This is a genomic window from Neobacillus vireti, from assembly GCF_036962345.1.
In the GTDB taxonomy this organism is placed as follows: domain Bacteria; phylum Bacillota; class Bacilli; order Bacillales; family Cytobacillaceae; genus Neobacillus; species Neobacillus vireti_A.
In genome coordinates this window covers 15,228-32,856 of sequence record NZ_JBALNB010000008.1, presented here as the reverse complement: position 1 = coordinate 32,856, position 17,629 = coordinate 15,228, and the positions used below count along the sequence as shown (strand labels likewise).

Sequence of the window (17,629 nt, the reverse complement as noted above, 5' to 3'; positions counted from 1 at the left end):
ATCAAAATTAGGGTAACCTTGATTTGAGAGGCATTATTTCTAGTAGTATAAAAAAGGGGGTAAAAGTAGTGAATGAATTTTATAAGGCGTTAAAATATGTAAATAAAAATTTTTATGAGCCAAATCATTTTATTATAAAAGCTATCCGAGAAGAAGCTCAAAATTCAGATTATGGGGCGGGTATATTTCAGCTAAACTCGAAATCGGTTAGATTTAGAGTAGCAAAGAAAACACCTACTAAGACAGGACAGTTTGTTGTTTTTTGGGAAAAAGATGGGAATTATAAAAACCAAGCCTTTTCATATGAAAAGGCTACTGATTTATTGGTTATCAATACCTTTACTAGTGAAAATAATTTTGGACAATTCGTTTTTCCAAAAGAAGTTCTTGTAAAACAAAATATCCTTAAAACAGCCACTACAAAAGGAAAAATGGCAATTAGAGTTTACCCTAGATGGGAAAAACCAACTAGCAAACAGGCTATTGAAACTCAAAAATGGCAATTAGAATATTTTGTTGAGGTGAATGAACAAAATCATTTACCATTACAAGAACTATTAATGCTATATTCTAACTAAAATTGGATAGAACTAAGCTGGCTAATAGTTTGTGAAAAATTACACTTAAATTATCGGGTGCAAGAGTTTAAGATCCAGCTGCCATTTCTGGCGGCTGTCTTAATTGAGCACGGGGCAGGTTAGCTGATCAAGTGGATAATCGTTTTTTTCACTTTTGAACTAAAAGACGACAAAATAAGAACTCCTTACTGAGTGAAAGAATTAGTTGCATTTGTTGACTTTTGGAATTAGTAAATTAACTTGTCCAACTTTTCGCTGCATCTTATTGTTTCAGGATGACATAATCCCTTATGTTCTCCAATATGAATCATTTCATTTCTAAGAATATCTATTTTTGATAGTAATCCATTAGTACTATTTGTATTTTTAATAATCATTACATTACTACTCCAATACTAAATATAGATAGTAAAAATAAACTGTGATTTTACCAAAAATAAAGTGGTCATAACCAGTCACTTTAGGATTTTACCAAAAATAAGGTGATCATAACCATTTACGTCAAAAGTTATCAAATAAAGACAAAGTTCGACAGTGGGATTAATGTCACAGTTCGAACGTATTGTGAAGCAATGTACTTAAGTTAACGGGCAGGTTGCTCAAGAAGGTAATTTTCACTTTTTAAAGAAATTATTAGGTGGAACAAGGGAAGTTGAGATGGTTAATAATATAGAAAAAACAATAAAAAGAAAAGATTAGAATTTTTATTAGACCGCCACAAACAAAAACAGTCCAGTTTAGAAAAAATGGACTTTGGACTTTTATTTGGTGAATGTATTGAAGCACTCGGTAACGAAGTAACTATTTTTTCTAATGAGAAGAGTAATGAACTTTATGATTCGTTTCAAAATCAAGTACCTTTTACACCATTTACTCGTGTAGATTGGAGCAAAATAAACCACCACCATCTGATTTCTGATTTATCAGAGGTAGCTAGCCTACTTAATCAGGAATTTGTAGAAGTATACTGGAGTTATGGAAATTATCCTGTAATAAAAACCAATTTTCAAAATGTCATAAATGCATTTGACGATTTGATCACAGTTTCTTCAGATACATATCTATATGTACCAATGAAATATGTAATTGAGGTTTATCACGATGGAGAAAAAACAATCGGTTATTTATTAACCTCATTGTTACACTAACTGGGTGCGTTGATTCAAGAAGGATTAACGTTTTTTTTGTTGAACTTTATTGAACGGAGGTTAGTGAATAAGGAAATGGTAAAAAGAGGAAAAATAAAGGTAATAAAGTTTAATATGTTAAAGTGAAAGTAGGAGATGGTGATATGTCAGAAGATGAATTATTCTCAAATAAGGCATCTAATGTTTATGAAATATATTCAAAAATACTCTATTTATTGAAAGAAATTGGACCTTTTGAAATTGAGTTTAAAAAGACTTCTATACATCTTTTGAATAAATCTTCCTTCGGAGGAGTTCATCCAAAAAAGAAATGGTTAGATTTTAATTTAGTAACAAACCGACAGATTGAACACGAGAAGATTACTAAAATTGAACAAGTTTCAAAAAACCGATTTCACAATAACTTTAGATTTTATAGTGAAGACGAACTAAATCAAGAGTTTTTAGTTCTTTTAAAAGAATCATATCAATTAATGAGTTAGTTAGAGAAAGGATATTTATTACCAATGAACAGGATTTTCTTTGGAATTATATCTGGTATAATATTTGGTTTATTCTCTGTACTACTAATGTTCCCGATGAAATTTGAAGATAAACGTATTACTATTATTGGTTCATTTATTAATTGTTCTACGATTGGTTTCTTAATAACAGTGACTGTTCTTCCTATGTATCGTTGGACAGGAGACCTATAAAATAAAATGTTTCCTTTCTTCTGACAGACTTATTAAATTTCAAAAATAATCCATTCATTCATCTTTTCGTATAGAAAAACTTATTAAGAAACATGCACTAGAAAAAATATAAATCATATATAGGTGATATCCCGTTTGAATGCTTGAGGAGGAAATTATGAAACCTATGTTACCTAGTGAAAAATATTTCGGTAATTTAGAACTAGTTTATGCATTTTATGGGGCTATGCCTACAGGTGTTACTGTTTCAGAAACCGGTCGTACTTTCATTTGCTTTCCGAAATGGGGAGACGATGTTAAATTTACGGTGGGGGAAATTGTTGAGGATAAATTGCAGCCTTATCCTAATTTACAAACAAATTTGGTTAATCCCGAGAATATCACAATGACTTTCATCAGTGTCCAAAGTGTAGTTGCTGATGGAAGGGGAACGCTCTGGATATTAGATACAGCGGCACCCAATTTTTCTGAACCTATTAAAGGGGGAGCAAAATTAGTCGCTGTTCATTTAGAAACCAATACAATAAGAAAAGTATATACCTTTACAGAAGATGTTGTCCTGCCTACAACTTATCTGAATGATGTCCGTTTTGATTTTCGTGTAGGAAAAGCAGGTTATGCCTATATAACGGATTCTTCTTCAAGAGGACCAGGAGCTATTATCGTAGTAGATTTATCAAATGGAAACGCGTTTAGACGGTTAAATGGGGCAAATTCAACTTCACCCGATCCCTATTTTTTACCAAAAGTAGAAGGTCAAATTTTAATGAATCGAAACAAAGACGGTTCAACTTCTCCATTTAGATTGGCATCTGATAGTCTTGCGATTTCTCCCGATGGAAAGATATTATTTTTTGCTCCACTAACCAGTCGTCATTTGTTCTCAATCTCAACAGAAGCCCTGAGAGACAGAACGATACCGGACATGGATTTTCCTTATCATGTGGAGTATTGGGGAGAAAAAGGTGCGTCTGATGGAATGATCACCGATGCAAAGGGAACTGTTTATGCTGGAGATTATGAAAACAACAGTATCCGTAAGATATTGCCAAATGGCATAATGGAAACTATCGCACATGATCCGAGAATTTTGTGGCCGGATACTTTTTCAATTGGTCCGGATCAATATTTGTATGTCATTGTGAACCAATTACATCGACAGCCTAGATTTCATTATGGAAAAGACTTACGACAGAAACCTTATAGTTTACTTCGTATCAAAATTGATGAATTTCCTGCTCCGACCTTTTCATAATAAAAATAGTCAATTAATTGTTTTCATTATATAGTGTAAATCAATCACTAGTAAGCAAGAAGTATTAACTTTATTTACTTCTGCGAAATAAACTCATAATGGCTTAATAGGAACAGTTTATATGGTGTTAAACTGTTCCTGGAAATTTTTATAATGTCGGTAAGTTCAATGCTGTATTGATATTAATTAAATCCAAACTGATCTGTTCGTTTGTATCCCAAGCATGGTACCATCCTTTTTCTACCATATATGCGGATATTTGTTCATGCATATCAAGAGATTCCACTAAATGGCGAGTGAGCATTTCTTTAATTTCCGGTGTTCCTGATTCTGTTACTGCCATGGCATAATTTCTAACTCCACTTTTAGCTGAAATGAGTAGATCCATTGCAACGACTTGATCCGATAGTCCGTCCATGCCCGTTAAAGTTTCAATGATTGGATTCATGTTCATTCATCTCCTAATTTACTGCTTAGCGTTGGAAAGGATAGAAGCATATTCTTGTAATTGTCTCGTAGATACATCAATATCTTGCTGCATAATATCTTTTAATAGCTGATCTGTAACTAACGCTCTCATCGTTTTGGATTTAGTTAAACAAGTGGTCTTAAATGCAGCCATCTCATGGACCTCAAGAACTTCATGTAAGGCGTAGTTCATTTTTTATACCTCCTTCCTCAAGGTTTCAACACGACTTTTATACAATCATCCATTTTTGTGTCAAAAATCTCATAGCCACGCTTTGCTTCACTAAGTGGAAGTACATGACTTACGACATCTCCTGGATCAATTTTTCCGGTCGTAACTAATTCAAACATATATGGCATATAGTGGATGACAGGTGCTTGACCGGAGCGGATATTGATATTTCGCTGCATAATATCTCCAAGAGGGAAACCATTATATCTGCCGCCGTAAACGCCAGTAACTTGAATTGTCCCGCCTTTACGCACTGCTTGTGAAGCCATGATAAACGCACTTAATGCTCCGCCTTGAAGCTTCATTCCGCTTGCAAGGAACTCCATATCAGTCATTTTACCATCCATACCAACTGCATCAATGACAACATCAGCGCCGCCTTTGGTGATTTCCTTCAGGTAACTTCCTACATTCTGATGGTCCTCAAAGTTAACAATCTCTACTTTGTTGGTGCGCTTGGCGTGCTGCAGGCGATAATTGACATAATCAACGGCAATGACTCGCTTTGCCCCTTTTAACCAACAGAATTTTTGAGCAAAAAGACCAACCGGACCACAGCCAAGAACAATAACTGTATCTCCATCCTTTACACCTGCATTGTCAACACTCCAAAAACCAGTAGTCATCGCATCGGCAATAACTGCTAACTTTTCATCTGGTTCTTCACAAGTCTCTGGAATTTTGAAATGAGTAAAGTTGGCAAATGGCACTCTTAAATATTCAGCTTGCCCACCTGGATAGCCACCCGTCGTACCAGAATATCCGAAATAGGCACCCATATCACCATTATCATTTGAATTATCACATTGGCTTTCCAAATGGTTTTTACAGTAATGGCATTCACCGCATGCTATATTAAAGGGGATAATTACTCGATCGCCTTTTTTTAGTTTAGTCACACCTGGACCAACTTCTTCGACAATTCCCATTGGTTCATGGCCAATAACATAGTTTTCTTGCAGGTTAGGAATCATGCCATGAATTAAATGTAAATCAGAACCACATATAGCTGTACTCGTTACTTTAATAATCATGTCATCTGGTTTTTCAATCTTTGGATCTGGAACTTCTTTGACTACAACATTTTTAATACCTTGATACGTTACAGCCTTCATTGGTTACATCCTCCAGTGTTAGTGTTCATCAGGTGTCCGGTCAAACATACCTTTTCTATTGGTCTCAACAGGAAATAGATTCATTTTGCCAATCATCAAAGTATTGTTCGCAGAGAGTTGGTCTAATTGATATTGTTCACTTAATTCGTATGGATGGAACCATTTTTTACTTATCATTAATTCTGTAATTTCTTGGTGCATGGCAATCCCTTGCATTAACTGGTTTCGTAAGAGGGTTCTAACATCAGGTGACGCGGACTCCGTTAATGCAACCGCAATATTGCGCACACCTTCTTTGGCACGAAGAAGTAAATCCATCGCAAATGTGGTATCTGCTAACTCTGGTACGTGTAGCGAGTTTATAGGGTCTAAATAGTCATTGTTCAATGAATTTGCCTTCCTTTCAATTTATTATTGGTGTTGGCCGATTTTGAGGAACAGGCGCTTCAAAAGGTGCACGTTGATAAATTGCTTGTAATTCTCCAAGTGCTTGCATGGATTGTTCAACATCTTTTTGCATTAATGCTCTTAAATCATGATCAAATACAAGTCCTTGCATTAGTTTTGATTTCGCTAAGCATAGGGTTTTAAAATTAATAACTTCATGTAAATCCAATGATTCATGATCGGCTAATTTTTGATTATCCATTTCTAATTAACCTCCTTATTCGTTAATGGAATCAATTGTATTGTTCCAAAAATAGAAGGGAAACATTCTTTAAGGTTTTTTTTATAATTGGTAAATTATCTTTAATGGTTTGAATATTCATAAAGTGGGGGGAATTCATTTATTGTGATGGCTGAGGATGATTGCTGCGGCGGTCTTGTTTTTCTTGTAGCTAAAAAAATGTTCAACCAGAAATATCTGGTTGAACTTATAATACGAAAGGAAGAAGAAATGCCTCATCCTTTTTACTCTTATTGTTGATTAAGAACCTCCACTCCATCTAAGAAAAATCGTATTGTTATTTAGTTCATCTTTTACTAACCAGGTGCAAGAGTTACTTTTTATTGCATACCTCGTTCAATTAACCGATGCTAGAGTTAAGAAGGATCGTAACGGCAGCGGTCCTTTTTTTATTGAATTAACGGGGCAGGTTTGTTTAAGAAGGAATATAAATTAAATTGGTAGAATAAGTAATTGGATATAAATCTTAACATCTAAATATTAATAAGCGGAGAATGTCTATGGGAACTAAAGAAGTAAAAAGTTTAAACTAAAAGGTGGTTAAAAAATATGAAACAATTGGGAACGCTATACTTTTTCTGTGGAAAAATGGGTGCAGGGAAATCAACTAAATCAAAACAATTGGCGATAGATAAAAATGCGGTACTGTTGTCTGAGGATGAATGGCTTTCATCTCTTTACCCCAATCAGTTCGCATCATTTGATGATTATATAAAATTCTCAGCACAGCTCAAACCGTTGGTGAAAAAGCATGTCCAAAACATATTGAGCGTCGGTACAGATGTTGTAATGGATTTTCCAGCTAACACTAAAAAACTACGAAAGTGGTTTTTGGATATGGCATCAGAGGTCAATGCAAGCCATCAACTAATTTTCCTTAATCTAAATAACGACCAATGCTTACGTCAAATTGCACAAAGGCGTAACGAACAACCTGAAAGAGCGGCTTTTGACACGGAAGCGGTGTTTATTCATGTAACTAGTTTTTTTGAAGCACCAGAAGAATCCGAGGGTTTAAATATTTTAGAGTTTAGCGGAAAAGAATAACAAGAAGTTCAATGAATCGTATGTATAGAGTACCTTTTGTTCTGGGAGGTGCTCTATATGATATAAAATGAAATGTGAGTAAGAAAAGTTTCAATGTATATATGTTAAAATCGGTGTAACTTTGTGAAGTGGTGCACTTAAGCTAACGGGTGCTTTAGTTGAAGAAGACGTTTTACATTTATGGGTGACAGAGAATCAATAATAAATGAAAAAAGGCGTGTCAAATCTGTTGTCAGATTGCACGCCTTTTTCATTGTCATTTACAGGATATGCACCTGAAAACGGAACGATTTAAAAAACTCTAAGCTGCTGAACCAGTATCAAAAGGTTTTACTATAAGAACCTCATATACTTTTGGTAAGGCTCGCCGTAACTTATCTAAATGAGAAAGGAGAATGGTATATGGTCATGCTGAATCGGCTACCCTTAAAAAAAGGGACAACCAGTACAACATCAATAAGTGTTTAGAACCTTCAAATTATATCAAAAATTAATGAGCAGTTTTTTATTTTTTAGGTTTGGTAAATAAAAGGTTGTCTTTTTCAAACTTAGTTTATTTAATATTTTCAACTATGTTAATATTAATATAACTTTTAATCGTAGAATTCCCCAGTTGAAATATTTTCTTAAAAGACTCGTTTATATGATTTCCATTGTAATTACTTTCTTAATTTGCCGTAATAATCATGTTTTAAAGTTTTTTTGATGTTTCTACATGATCTTTAATAGCCTCTACAGGTGAAATATTTATTATTGGAGTCATAATATCTTGTTAACTAAAAAGCAGTTCATTCATTTCTTAGAGGTGAAATAAAAAGTGAGTATTCAAAAAATACACAATAAAAACATTTTGTTAACCCGTATTTTATGGGTTTGTTTTATCATATGTATGCTAGTACAAATATTAAAACATAAAGATCCTGCTTTTATCAGTATCCTTTTTGGTAGTGGGATTTTAGTATGTGGAACAATATCAATTTTCGTTTTCAGGAAAATTTTTATTAAGCAAACAATGTATTTATGTGTACTGGGGATGTCATTTGTTACATTCGTACTTATAAATAATGAACCTGTAATATCTAATTTCTACCTCATTTTTTTAGTAATTTTTATTTTATCTTTATATCAGGATTACCGCCCAGTAATATTAATGAGCATAATTAGTATTTTTATAGGCGCCCATTTTTATCATTACGAGGAACGTCTTAATTATACTTATCACAAAGGTGACTTTTCTTACTTTTTATTTACACTTTCTGTTACCTTTCTAGTAGCCTTCCTGCAAATTCGCTATAGCAGAGCAGTAGAAAGAGATGATAATGCTAAAAAGGAAGAAGTAAGAAAGGACAATGAACAACAAATTTTAGCGCTAATAAATTCAATGCCAGATTTAATTTATATTCAGGATAGCACGGGAAGATTTATTGAAATGAATCAGTATGCTAAAGATTTATTTAAACTGAAAAATAATGAATATAGGAATAAACATCTAGACGAACTTTTTTCCCAAAATGAATGGTTTAGAAACTTTCAAAATTGCTTTTCTAACGATGAAATTTCTTGGGAGAAGGGTATACCTCATAGATTCGAATTGGATCTTCTTATAGGCAATCAATTCTCCGCTACATTTGATATTATCAAGGTACCTACTTTTCTTGCAGACGGTAGCAGGAAACATTTATTGGTTATAGGACGTAATATTACAGAACAAAAGAAGGCGAATGACCTAATTTTAAGATCAGAAAAACTTGCTGTGGTAGGTGAGCTTGCTGCTGGTGTTGCACATGAAATACGAAACCCTCTAACTTCAATAAAAGGGTTTATACAGTTAGCTGATCAAATCGGAGAATTTGATCGCCATTACGTGCAAATAATGTTAAGTGAAATATCTAGAATCGAGTCTATTGTTTCTGAATACTTATCATTAGCGAAACCAAACCAAAACTCACCAAAATCTCTTCAAAATATTGATACTCTTATAAGAAATGTGATTACTCTTTTTGAGAGTCAAACAAACTTAAGAAATATTACTATTCACTCAGAATTAGATCACTCTTACCAAATAATGTGTAACCCAAATGAAATTAAACAAGTGCTTATAAATATATTTCAAAATGCTATTGAAGCCATCGGAAGTAATGGGGACATTTATATATATTTGAAGAATGTCCCAGATAGTGGAGTGGAAATTATCTTTATTGACAACGGAAGTGGTATTGAGAAAGAACGGTTAAAGAAGATAGGCGAACCATTTTTCTCAACAAAGGAAAAGGGAACAGGGCTGGGATTATTAACTTCTAACCGTATTATTGAAAAACATAATGGTTCTATAAAGATTAATAGTGAAGTAAATAAAGGGACCGAAGTGAGAGTTTTTTTGCCCACTAGCAGCTAATTTAAAATGCAACAAACTTTCATGCAGAAAATGTTATCTAATCATCCAAACATCAAACAGCACCTTTCCTACTCTTTAGAAAAGGTGCTGTTACTATTTTAGGAAAAAACCTCATCTACTTAAAATAAAGCTCGCCCTATCATAAATAATTAATTCAAAAAGACAATTTCTATTTTTTTCTTCAAATCCTTCATCAAGGCTGTTTGATAAAAAACTAGAAACTCCTTTACTGGATACTTTAAAGTAAATAGCGAACAGTGCCTAGTCACTGTTCGCTGTAATGTTGGTGAATTCAAGAAAATGCGGGTGATGAAGGGACTTATTCCAGTCCTACTCCAACCCATAATAGCTGCATACAACTTGTCCAACTGATTTGGCCGCAACAAGAAGACACTCTTCATCAATATCGAATTTCGGATGATGATTGAAATAGGCGTTCTCAATCCCTTTTGGTTTACAGCCAATGTAAAAGAAACAACCAGGGATTTTTTCAAGATAGTAAGCAAAATCTTCCGATCCAGAGAGCATCGGATATTCTCCAACCTCTTTAATGTCTGGATCACTCATGTTTTTTAGACTTGTGACAACATTTGCTGTTACTTCCGGATCATTATAGAGCGGCGGATAATCAGCCTTATATTCAAGCGTGCATTGTACACCAAATTCCGACTCAATCCCCTTCACGATTCGATCTACTTCTCTTTCGATGATCTGCTGTGTTTCAACTGTCATATAGCGGACGTCTCCTTCAAGCTCTACACTATCTTTAATCACATTGAACGTTCCTTTACCATCGAATGAGCCGATTGTAATTACACCCATCTCAAAAGGATTAATTCGGCGGCTGATCACTGTTTGTACCGCTGTTACAAAGTGGGCAGCAGCAACTATTGCATCATTTGCCAAATGCGGAGAAGAACCATGTCCTCCAGTACCTTGGACGATTAATTTAAAAAATGACCTGCCCGCCAACGAATATCCGCTGCGGTAGCCGACAAAACCTGCTGGATGTGTAGGGAAAATATGAATACCAAATATATTGTCTACATCCTCTAGCACGCCAGATTCAACAATACTTTTCGCTCCTCCAGGAGGTGCTTCCTCTGCATGCTGATGAATAATTTTAATACTTCCTGCAATTGAATCCTTCAACTGGATTAGACAATCGGCTAGAACAAGTAAATAAGCAGTATGGGCATCATGGCCGCAGGCATGCATCACACCTTCATTTTTCGACTTAAATGGTACATCTGTTTCTTCCAAAATGGGCAGTGCATCGAAATCAGCACGAAGAGCAATCGTTTTTCCAGGCTTCCCACCTTTTATCGATACGATGATCCCGTTTCCGTTACCTGCATTTCTATGTATTTCAACATCTTTTCCATTGTAAAAATCAGCAATATATTGAGCGGTTTTTTCCTCTTTAAATGAAAGCTCCGGGTTCTCATGTAAATAACGGCGAATTTGAATCATTTCATCCTTGCGGGCTTCTAACATCTCCATTAATTCTTTCTTCATTAAAATCCCTCACATAAATTTTATTCTAAGTCCATAGTCACTGCTGTGTTGCAACGTTGGTTGTTAGGATAGATGTTGGATTGCAACACTTTTCTCTCTCTTTCCTCAATCATCCCCACATTATAGAAAAATAAGCTGATAAACAAAATTAATAGTTGTTTAGTATGCGGTTATGTTGATGATTCTTTAAACTCAGTAATATCGCAGCCAATACTAGAGGGGGATTTTATTAATATAAAACCTCATCTACATTAATGTTAAAATCTGTTATGGTCTGCTCGTAACATGGTTCACTTTCTTTTCCTACCCGAGTAGATATTTTCCATACTGCTTCTTATATTTTGGCTAAACTTTTTTATGATTTAGGTTTTGTTAATTCGAAAGGCTATGTAGCCTTTTTCGTTGATATGTAGATAGTACTACCCCTCCCACTATAAATAGTGATCCTAAAATTTCTTCTCCAGTTATTGGTTTGTATAGCAATATCAATCCCATGATCATTGCTACAAAAGGTTCTAAATTAGATAATATGGAAGCCTTTGAAGCATCAACATGTCTAATGTTGTTATTCCAAATCAACGTTGCTATACCGTGTACAACAACGGCAGTTCCAATCAGAAAATACCAATCCGAAATCTTAGAGCTTATTTGTAAGGGCTTGTCTAGTAAAAAAGCAAAAGGAATTGACACAATCAAGCCTACAACATTTGAATATAACGTAATGGTAAGTGGATCTATTCTATCAGAAAGAATCCTCGTCATGATAATCATAATGGCGAATGTAATCATCGTTATAACAATCCATAATAGACCTTTATCGATATGCAAAGAAGATAAGTTACCTTTTGCTACCACAAAAAATATACCAATGATTGCCACAATAGACCCCATTAACATACGGGTGGTTAATTTTTCCTTTAAAAAAATGGCAGCTAGTACGCTAGTTAAAATAGGGGTAGTTGCCAAAATTAATGCAGATGTTGTTGGATCAGCTGTTTGTAATCCTACAAAAAAAGACCATTGGTTAATAAAAACACCAATAACCCCTAGAAAAAAGACCGCGAGTAAATCCGATATATTAACTCGTTTAAATTGTTTTTTGTAAGAGGATAATCCAATTAAAAATAGTACAATAAACAAAAGTCTAAGCATGGTCAACAGAGCTGGGGAAAAATCTTGGACTAACATCTTTCCAAATACAAAATTGCTTCCCCACACCATGACACAAAACGTTAGCCAAGCATATGCCTTTAACATATTTATCACCCTTCCTACAACAAAATGCTAACTGTCCTATTTTAAACTTACTAAAATTTTTCGTATACATTTTTGATTGGATATTAACTCACTAAAATGTAGGTTGGGCCATCGTAAATAATTAATTCAAGATAATTTCTATTCTCTTATTCAAATTCCTTTTCAAGTTTTCACTTCTAGTTTAGCCGCAATGCTATCGGCTTATTATAGAGCAGACTGAAGCATGAGCCTTCTTCTTAGTTGATTTTATTAATTTTAAGAATCTAAATAGTCGGAGTAATTCCGCTTAATTCATAGTTTTCATTAAAAAGGCTCAAAATAGACGTAGATATTCCGCCTATTTGCATGAAAATGTCAAAAATGTGAGGTTTTTCTCTGCATAGCCGGAAAACCTCCTCTTATATCCCCCCGAAATAGGCTCCATTCTGCATTTAACCGGAAAGTCTCCGCTTATTATTCTTTTGCTGGTTTTTGGAGCACAAGAAATATTTTGAAAGATTAAAAAAGCGAACAATGCCCAGCACACTGTTCGCTAAAATTATTTCATATGATTTTCGACTAACCGATAGCATCTTTCTTCTGTAAGATTTGCTAACACAGCCACATATTCTAAATGCTCCTGCGTACCGCCTTTATATTTTAGGGATGTCTCTAGTGCAGTATCATCTCTATGTTTTATCCAATTCCGTTGTTCTGTTCTCAATTGGTCCATCTCTTCAGTAGAAAGCTGCTCCTTAAGGACTCCATAGACCTCATTCAACAATGCATCCCACATTTCCCATCTATCGTTTTCCACCTTTTTTAATGCGAATGTTGACGAATCTGTTGCTTTCAATTCTTCCGTTGCTTGTTTCGTAGTATTTAATTTTTGGAGATACTCTTCCTTCTTACTTACTGTTATTTCATTTTCACTAGTATCGAAATTGGATGACTCTTTATCACTTGAATTTGTAGACGTATCCACTTGTCCATTTACCGGACTCTTGTCATCACTCTCTCGAGCATTGTTTTCTACTGAATCTTCCTTTGTTGTATTAGCTGCTATGTCTTTATTTGTTGGGTTTCCACAAGCAGCCAAACTAACAAATACTATGGTGAACAACACCATTAAAAATATTTGTTTATTTTTCATAGTAATCCCCACCTTTAAAACAACTTTAGCATAAATTTTCCATTTACCTTCAAAAAAAGATAATTCGCTTAATTATTAAGCGAATTATCTTTGCGCTAAGGAAAATAACGATTTTCACAAAAACAAGTGGCAATCCTTCTTTTTAAAAAAATCGCAAACATCTTTTCAACTGGATATTTATGTTAAAATGTAGATAAAAACTCTGAAAATTCACACTCACTCTAACAGGGGAAGTTAAGTTAGCAGAAATTGATTTTTTGTTAAAGGAGAAATGGGAGTATGAGATTACAAAAATGTGGTCAATGTAATAAGAGATTTAAGTGGGCTCAAATTTCAAAATCCCTTTTATTTAGCTATAAACCTATTACCTGTAGTCATTGTGGTGCTGATTATAAGATAACTTTTTCTTCCAGGACTATATCAGCTATATTATTTACTCTAATAGTTTTAATCGTTCCATTTGCAAGAGAACAAGAATTATCTATTCCATTTGTTATTTTAGTAATATTTATATATTATGTACTGCTGCTTAGTATGATTTTGCCGTACATAGTGAAATACGAAATTCAGCATAGCATGATTAAATCAAAGAGGTGAAGAAAATGAAAAACAAAGTAATCTTACTTGCTTCCGATCAACTTGGCAAAGGTGAAGCAGAACTAGGAGAAGGAATTTTAGAAACCTTTTTTACGATTCTTAAACAAAGGGAAGAACTGCCTGCGGCTGTTTTTTGCATGAACCGCGGTGTGTTTACATTAACGGAAAGGTCGCTTGTTTCACTCCAATTAAAAGAACTTGAAGAAAATGGTGTTGACGTCATTGCTTGTAAAACATGTGTTGACTATTATGAGCTGAGTGATAAGCTTACAGCTGGAAAAATCAGCGGAATGGCTCAATTCATTGAGTTAGCCTCAAAATATGAAGTCATTACATTATCTTGATTTTCTACGATATTTTCATTTGCCGGCAAACTAAAAAGACTGCAGAGGAATCTCTTCTGCAGTCTTTTTTTACACTATAAGTCCGTATTTCAACTGGCTTTTGTTCTAATCAACCGAAATCTTCATTTTCTGATTGTATACCTTCATATAATGCATGCCCTCTATTAGAAGATATTCTGGCTTTGTCGTTGAATCAAATTGCAAGGTGCGTTCCTTTACTACCCTGCCGTCTTCCTGTTTTGGATAGGTTTGATTTACGGTAGTTTTTAAAGGGATGATTTCCTCTTGTAATTGAATGGATACACCTTCAAGCATTACATCATCATCTGTAGAAATCGTTATTTCCACTCCTTGTGACGTGGTTGACACATTTTTGATCCACAGTTCTTTCCCATCAATCGTAATCGGCCCATTACTACTGGATGAAAGGGAGATTTTTTCTTCTAGCTTCTTATAGCCGACAAACTCTTTTATGACTAGTTCAAGTGAATCCAGCTGCTTCGGTAATGCATTGTAACGAATATCAAACTTTCTGCCTCTTAGTGAAGATGTATTGCTGCTGCCCATTAATTCAATCGGCTTTCCGTTCGCCATTAATTCAATTGCACCGAACGAGGAATCCACTCGATCAAAGTTTTCAACATTTAACGTGCCTTTGATCATTGTCATCGTTGGAGAGGCTGTAATCGAATGAAATGTGATGGTACCTTTATCGACTTTAAATGTCTTTTTTAGCGATTGCTTAAATTCGGCAACCATTGCTTTGTTTGGATTATATGGAATTTCAATTCTATCTTCGGTCATCTGGCCGTTCTGATGACCTTGCCAAAAGTATAAATTTAACTTTTTTGAAAATGGACTAACGGGTTCAAAAGACATGGTTCCTTTGATTTCCGTATGTTCATCATTAAGTAAGGACGTACCTCCCTCTGAATTTGAGTTTGTGAGAAAACCAGAAATTCTTGAAATTCTGAAATTGTCACTTGTACTAGTCTTTATCCCTTTTGAATTCGATAATGTGTAGTACACTACCATCTGATTAGAATCTGAAATCAATCCATTAATCATAAGCTCAGTTCCATCTTCAAGCATTGTCTTTTTTTCCACGATTTGTCCCATGCCCTTTTCATTGAGCTCTTTTAAAGTACCATTTATCACTTCATCAAAACCTAATAGTTTTTTTCCATAAAATGCAACTGCATTGTATTGAGATCCCATTAAAATGATTAAAAATATAGCAACTGTAGTTGTCTTCCAATTTAACGCATATCGTTTTGTTTTTTTCGGAGTATTATGAAGTGCCCTCTTCAATCTCACTTCTAATTCACTCGGTGCTTGTATAGAATCGATAAGCTTCTTTTCTTCCGCTAGTCGTTTCTCAAGATTATCCATGAACATCACCCCTATAATGATCTCTTAGCTTTTTCAATCCTTGGGAGATCCTTGATTTAACGGTACCAATCGGAGCAGATGTGATTTCCGCTATGGTTTGATAATCGAGGTCATGAAAATATTTTAATTGAATTGCTTCTTTTTGCTGCGCATTTAAATGAATCAATAACTCTTTGATATCCATTTGTTGATCAGTACTCAAATATGGATTACTAGTCTGCTCATGACTAGGATTACACGTATGCCAATCATCATCTATAAACACCAGCTTCTTTTGGTTCCGAAGCATGGATTTACAACCATTCACTAAAATGGTCTTACTCCAACTGTAGAAAGCTTCTTCTTTCTTAAGTTGATTAATATTTTCATATACCTTTACAATCATTTCTTCCATTGCATCCATGGCATCATGCGAATTTTCCATATAGGTGAGAGCAAGTCTATAATAATCATCTTTTTCAGCCATAATTAATTGGAGCAATGCCTCTTTACTACCCTTTTTTGCCTTTTTCACTAACCGAACGACATTCATGCTTTCACCTCTCCATTATAAGAGTCATGGCAGGGATAAAAAGTTCATTTTTCTAGATATATTTTTTTAGCTATTAAAAATGGCGCTATTCCTTTGAATAGCACCTTATACTTTTAAAAAATGGGAAGGTTATTGTGAATTCATTACGACATCCCTTTATGGTTTACAGCCAATGAAAAAGAAACAACCAGGGATTTTTTCAAGATAGTAAGCAAAATCTTCCGAATCATATATCGGGGAAAGCTATTACGAGAAGGTGCTGTTTTTCATTCCAACCTTTTTTCTATGATCTCTACAAATTTTGTTGAAGATGGTGACAGAGGAACACTCTTTAAATAACATACGCCTATATTTCTCTTTGGAATTTCTTCTATTAGTTGTACTTCATACAATAATCCTTTATTTAAATACTCTTGTGAAAATTCTTTCGTCACACATGCTATCCCCAAATTTATTTTAGCAAATTCTAATAATAAATCATGTGAGCCCAATTCAAATTCCGGCGACATCTTTATACCTCTAGATAATATATAATCCTCTACATACTGTCTTGAATTTGATTTTGGTTCAAGAAAGATGAGTGGCAGTTTTACTAATTCATGAAGACTTAAGGGTTTAGATACTATCTTCTTAAATTTCTCCCCGCAAACAAAGGTATCATGAATATCAATACATGGTCTTTGTTCTAATGTAGGATCATCAATCGGAAAATTACAAATTGTAATATCAACCTCCCCGGATTTTAATAAAGCACAGATTTCTAATGTTGTACCATTTTTAATCTTAAATTTAATATTAGGATATTTATTATGAAAATCTTCTAAATAAGGAAGCAAAAAATATCTAGAAATCGTATCACCGACACCTATCTTTAATTCCCCCGCCGTTAAATTTTTAAATTCTAATATCTTTTCTTCCCCGGCGTCAATTAAATTAATTGCCGAATTTACATGTTCAAATAGAAGACTACCCTCATTTGTTAAAGATACCCCTTTAGGTGTTCTATTAAAAAGACGTGTATCTAATTCTCTTTCTAATTGCATAATTGCTTGACTAACTGCTGGTTGTGTCATATAAAGATCTTTTGCTGTCTTAGAAAAACTTCCACTTTTCCCCACCATACAAAATACTTTATATAAATCTAATTTACTAATCACATAATCACCTCTTATACCCATCATTAGAGATATTAATTTTACTTATATCATTAAACAAATGTATATTACAAGTAGATAT

The 17,629-nt window shown here is 34.2% G+C and carries 20 protein-coding genes; 8 read left to right on the top strand and 12 right to left on the bottom strand.

What is annotated here, in order from left to right:
* The first annotated feature begins 68 nt into the window (after window positions 1–68).
* A complete protein-coding gene (locus tag V7108_RS10315; RefSeq protein ID WP_335517076.1) occupies window positions 69–578 on the top strand; it encodes a MepB family protein in 510 nt (169 codons plus the stop codon).
* A gap of 227 nt (window positions 579–805) precedes the next feature.
* On the opposite strand, the gene V7108_RS10310 is transcribed toward V7108_RS10315, so the two are convergent.
* On the bottom strand, window positions 806–955 hold the full coding sequence (locus tag V7108_RS10310) for an aspartyl-phosphate phosphatase Spo0E family protein (RefSeq protein ID WP_335517074.1): 150 nt from the start codon (window positions 953–955) through the stop codon (window positions 806–808).
* 369 nt (window positions 956–1,324) lie between these two features.
* On the opposite strand from V7108_RS10310, the gene V7108_RS10305 reads away from it, so the two are divergent.
* From V7108_RS10305 to V7108_RS10295, 3 genes are all read left to right on the top strand, one after another.
* The gene (locus V7108_RS10305) at window positions 1,325–1,726 is read left to right on the top strand and encodes a CDI toxin immunity protein (RefSeq protein ID WP_335517073.1); all 402 of its coding nucleotides are present in this window, start codon (window positions 1,325–1,327) and stop codon (window positions 1,724–1,726) included.
* Between the two features lie 143 nt (window positions 1,727–1,869).
* Window positions 1,870–2,208 (top strand): DUF5655 domain-containing protein, encoded by a 339-nt coding sequence (locus V7108_RS10300; RefSeq protein ID WP_335517071.1) that lies wholly within the window; start codon window positions 1,870–1,872, stop codon window positions 2,206–2,208.
* Between the two features lie 370 nt (window positions 2,209–2,578).
* Window positions 2,579–3,676 (top strand): L-dopachrome tautomerase-related protein, encoded by a 1,098-nt coding sequence (locus V7108_RS10295; protein ID WP_335517068.1) that lies wholly within the window; start codon window positions 2,579–2,581, stop codon window positions 3,674–3,676.
* Window positions 3,677–3,824: 148 nt separating this feature from the next.
* Here V7108_RS10295 and V7108_RS10290 read toward each other — a convergent pair whose 3' ends face one another.
* From V7108_RS10290 to V7108_RS10270, 5 genes are read right to left on the bottom strand one after another with little or no spacing between them, the layout of a single operon-like run.
* Entirely contained in the window at window positions 3,825–4,124 is a 300-nt protein-coding gene (locus V7108_RS10290) for a spore coat protein (protein WP_335517065.1), read from the bottom strand.
* Between the two features lie 18 nt (window positions 4,125–4,142).
* Window positions 4,143–4,337, bottom strand: coding sequence for a hypothetical protein (locus V7108_RS10285; protein WP_328028978.1), 195 nt, complete (start codon window positions 4,335–4,337; stop codon window positions 4,143–4,145).
* A 17-nt stretch (window positions 4,338–4,354) separates the two neighbouring features.
* Entirely contained in the window at window positions 4,355–5,491 is a 1,137-nt protein-coding gene (locus V7108_RS10280; RefSeq protein WP_335568157.1) for a zinc-dependent alcohol dehydrogenase, read from the bottom strand.
* Window positions 5,492–5,509: 18 nt separating this feature from the next.
* Window positions 5,510–5,878, bottom strand: coding sequence for a spore coat protein (locus V7108_RS10275; RefSeq protein ID WP_101648872.1), 369 nt, complete (start codon window positions 5,876–5,878; stop codon window positions 5,510–5,512).
* A gap of 16 nt (window positions 5,879–5,894) precedes the next feature.
* Window positions 5,895–6,140 (bottom strand): spore gernimation protein GerQ, encoded by a 246-nt coding sequence (locus tag V7108_RS10270; RefSeq protein WP_066255762.1) that lies wholly within the window; start codon window positions 6,138–6,140, stop codon window positions 5,895–5,897.
* A gap of 588 nt (window positions 6,141–6,728) precedes the next feature.
* On the opposite strand from V7108_RS10270, the gene V7108_RS10265 reads away from it, so the two are divergent.
* Together V7108_RS10265 and V7108_RS10260 are read left to right on the top strand one after the other, a co-directional pair.
* Window positions 6,729–7,226 carry an AAA family ATPase gene (locus tag V7108_RS10265; protein ID WP_027323047.1) on the top strand — a complete coding sequence of 166 codons (498 nt, stop codon included), beginning with the start codon at window positions 6,729–6,731 and terminating at the stop codon, window positions 7,224–7,226.
* Between the two features lie 817 nt (window positions 7,227–8,043).
* Window positions 8,044–9,621, top strand: a complete 1,578-nt coding sequence (locus tag V7108_RS10260; protein ID WP_335568156.1) for an ATP-binding protein — start codon at window positions 8,044–8,046, stop codon at window positions 9,619–9,621.
* A 330-nt stretch (window positions 9,622–9,951) separates the two neighbouring features.
* Here the strand turns inward: V7108_RS10260 and V7108_RS10255 are convergent, their stop codons facing one another.
* The 3 genes from V7108_RS10255 to V7108_RS10245 form a co-directional block, all read right to left on the bottom strand.
* On the bottom strand, window positions 9,952–11,139 hold the full coding sequence (locus V7108_RS10255) for a M20 family metallopeptidase (protein ID WP_335568155.1): 1,188 nt from the start codon (window positions 11,137–11,139) through the stop codon (window positions 9,952–9,954).
* 372 nt (window positions 11,140–11,511) lie between these two features.
* Window positions 11,512–12,396 carry a DMT family transporter gene (locus tag V7108_RS10250; protein WP_335568154.1) on the bottom strand — a complete coding sequence of 295 codons (885 nt, stop codon included), beginning with the start codon at window positions 12,394–12,396 and terminating at the stop codon, window positions 11,512–11,514.
* Window positions 12,397–12,934: 538 nt separating this feature from the next.
* Window positions 12,935–13,528 carry a lysozyme inhibitor LprI family protein gene (locus tag V7108_RS10245; protein ID WP_335517044.1) on the bottom strand — a complete coding sequence of 198 codons (594 nt, stop codon included), beginning with the start codon at window positions 13,526–13,528 and terminating at the stop codon, window positions 12,935–12,937.
* A 279-nt stretch (window positions 13,529–13,807) separates the two neighbouring features.
* Here V7108_RS10245 and V7108_RS26910 point away from each other — a divergent pair, with 279 nt between their 5' ends.
* Both V7108_RS26910 and V7108_RS10240 read left to right on the top strand, forming a co-directional pair.
* The gene (locus tag V7108_RS26910; protein WP_420489091.1) at window positions 13,808–14,125 is read left to right on the top strand and encodes a TIGR04104 family putative zinc finger protein; all 318 of its coding nucleotides are present in this window, start codon (window positions 13,808–13,810) and stop codon (window positions 14,123–14,125) included.
* 5 nt (window positions 14,126–14,130) lie between these two features.
* Complete coding sequence (locus tag V7108_RS10240) at window positions 14,131–14,469, top strand: DsrE family protein (RefSeq protein WP_335517041.1); 339 nt, start codon at window positions 14,131–14,133, stop codon at window positions 14,467–14,469.
* A 105-nt stretch (window positions 14,470–14,574) separates the two neighbouring features.
* On the opposite strand, the gene V7108_RS10235 is transcribed toward V7108_RS10240, so the two are convergent.
* From V7108_RS10235 to V7108_RS10225, 3 genes are all read right to left on the bottom strand, one after another.
* Window positions 14,575–15,861, bottom strand: coding sequence for a DUF4179 domain-containing protein (locus V7108_RS10235; RefSeq protein ID WP_335517039.1), 1,287 nt, complete (start codon window positions 15,859–15,861; stop codon window positions 14,575–14,577).
* Window positions 15,854–16,393: a sigma-70 family RNA polymerase sigma factor gene (locus V7108_RS10230; protein ID WP_335517036.1), complete on the bottom strand. Its 540-nt coding sequence runs from the start codon at window positions 16,391–16,393 to the stop codon at window positions 15,854–15,856. The genes V7108_RS10235 and V7108_RS10230 overlap by 8 nt, the downstream gene beginning before the upstream one ends.
* A 266-nt stretch (window positions 16,394–16,659) precedes the next feature.
* Window positions 16,660–17,550, bottom strand: coding sequence for a LysR family transcriptional regulator (locus V7108_RS10225; RefSeq protein ID WP_335568153.1), 891 nt, complete (start codon window positions 17,548–17,550; stop codon window positions 16,660–16,662).
* Between the last annotated feature and the right edge of the window lie 79 nt (window positions 17,551–17,629).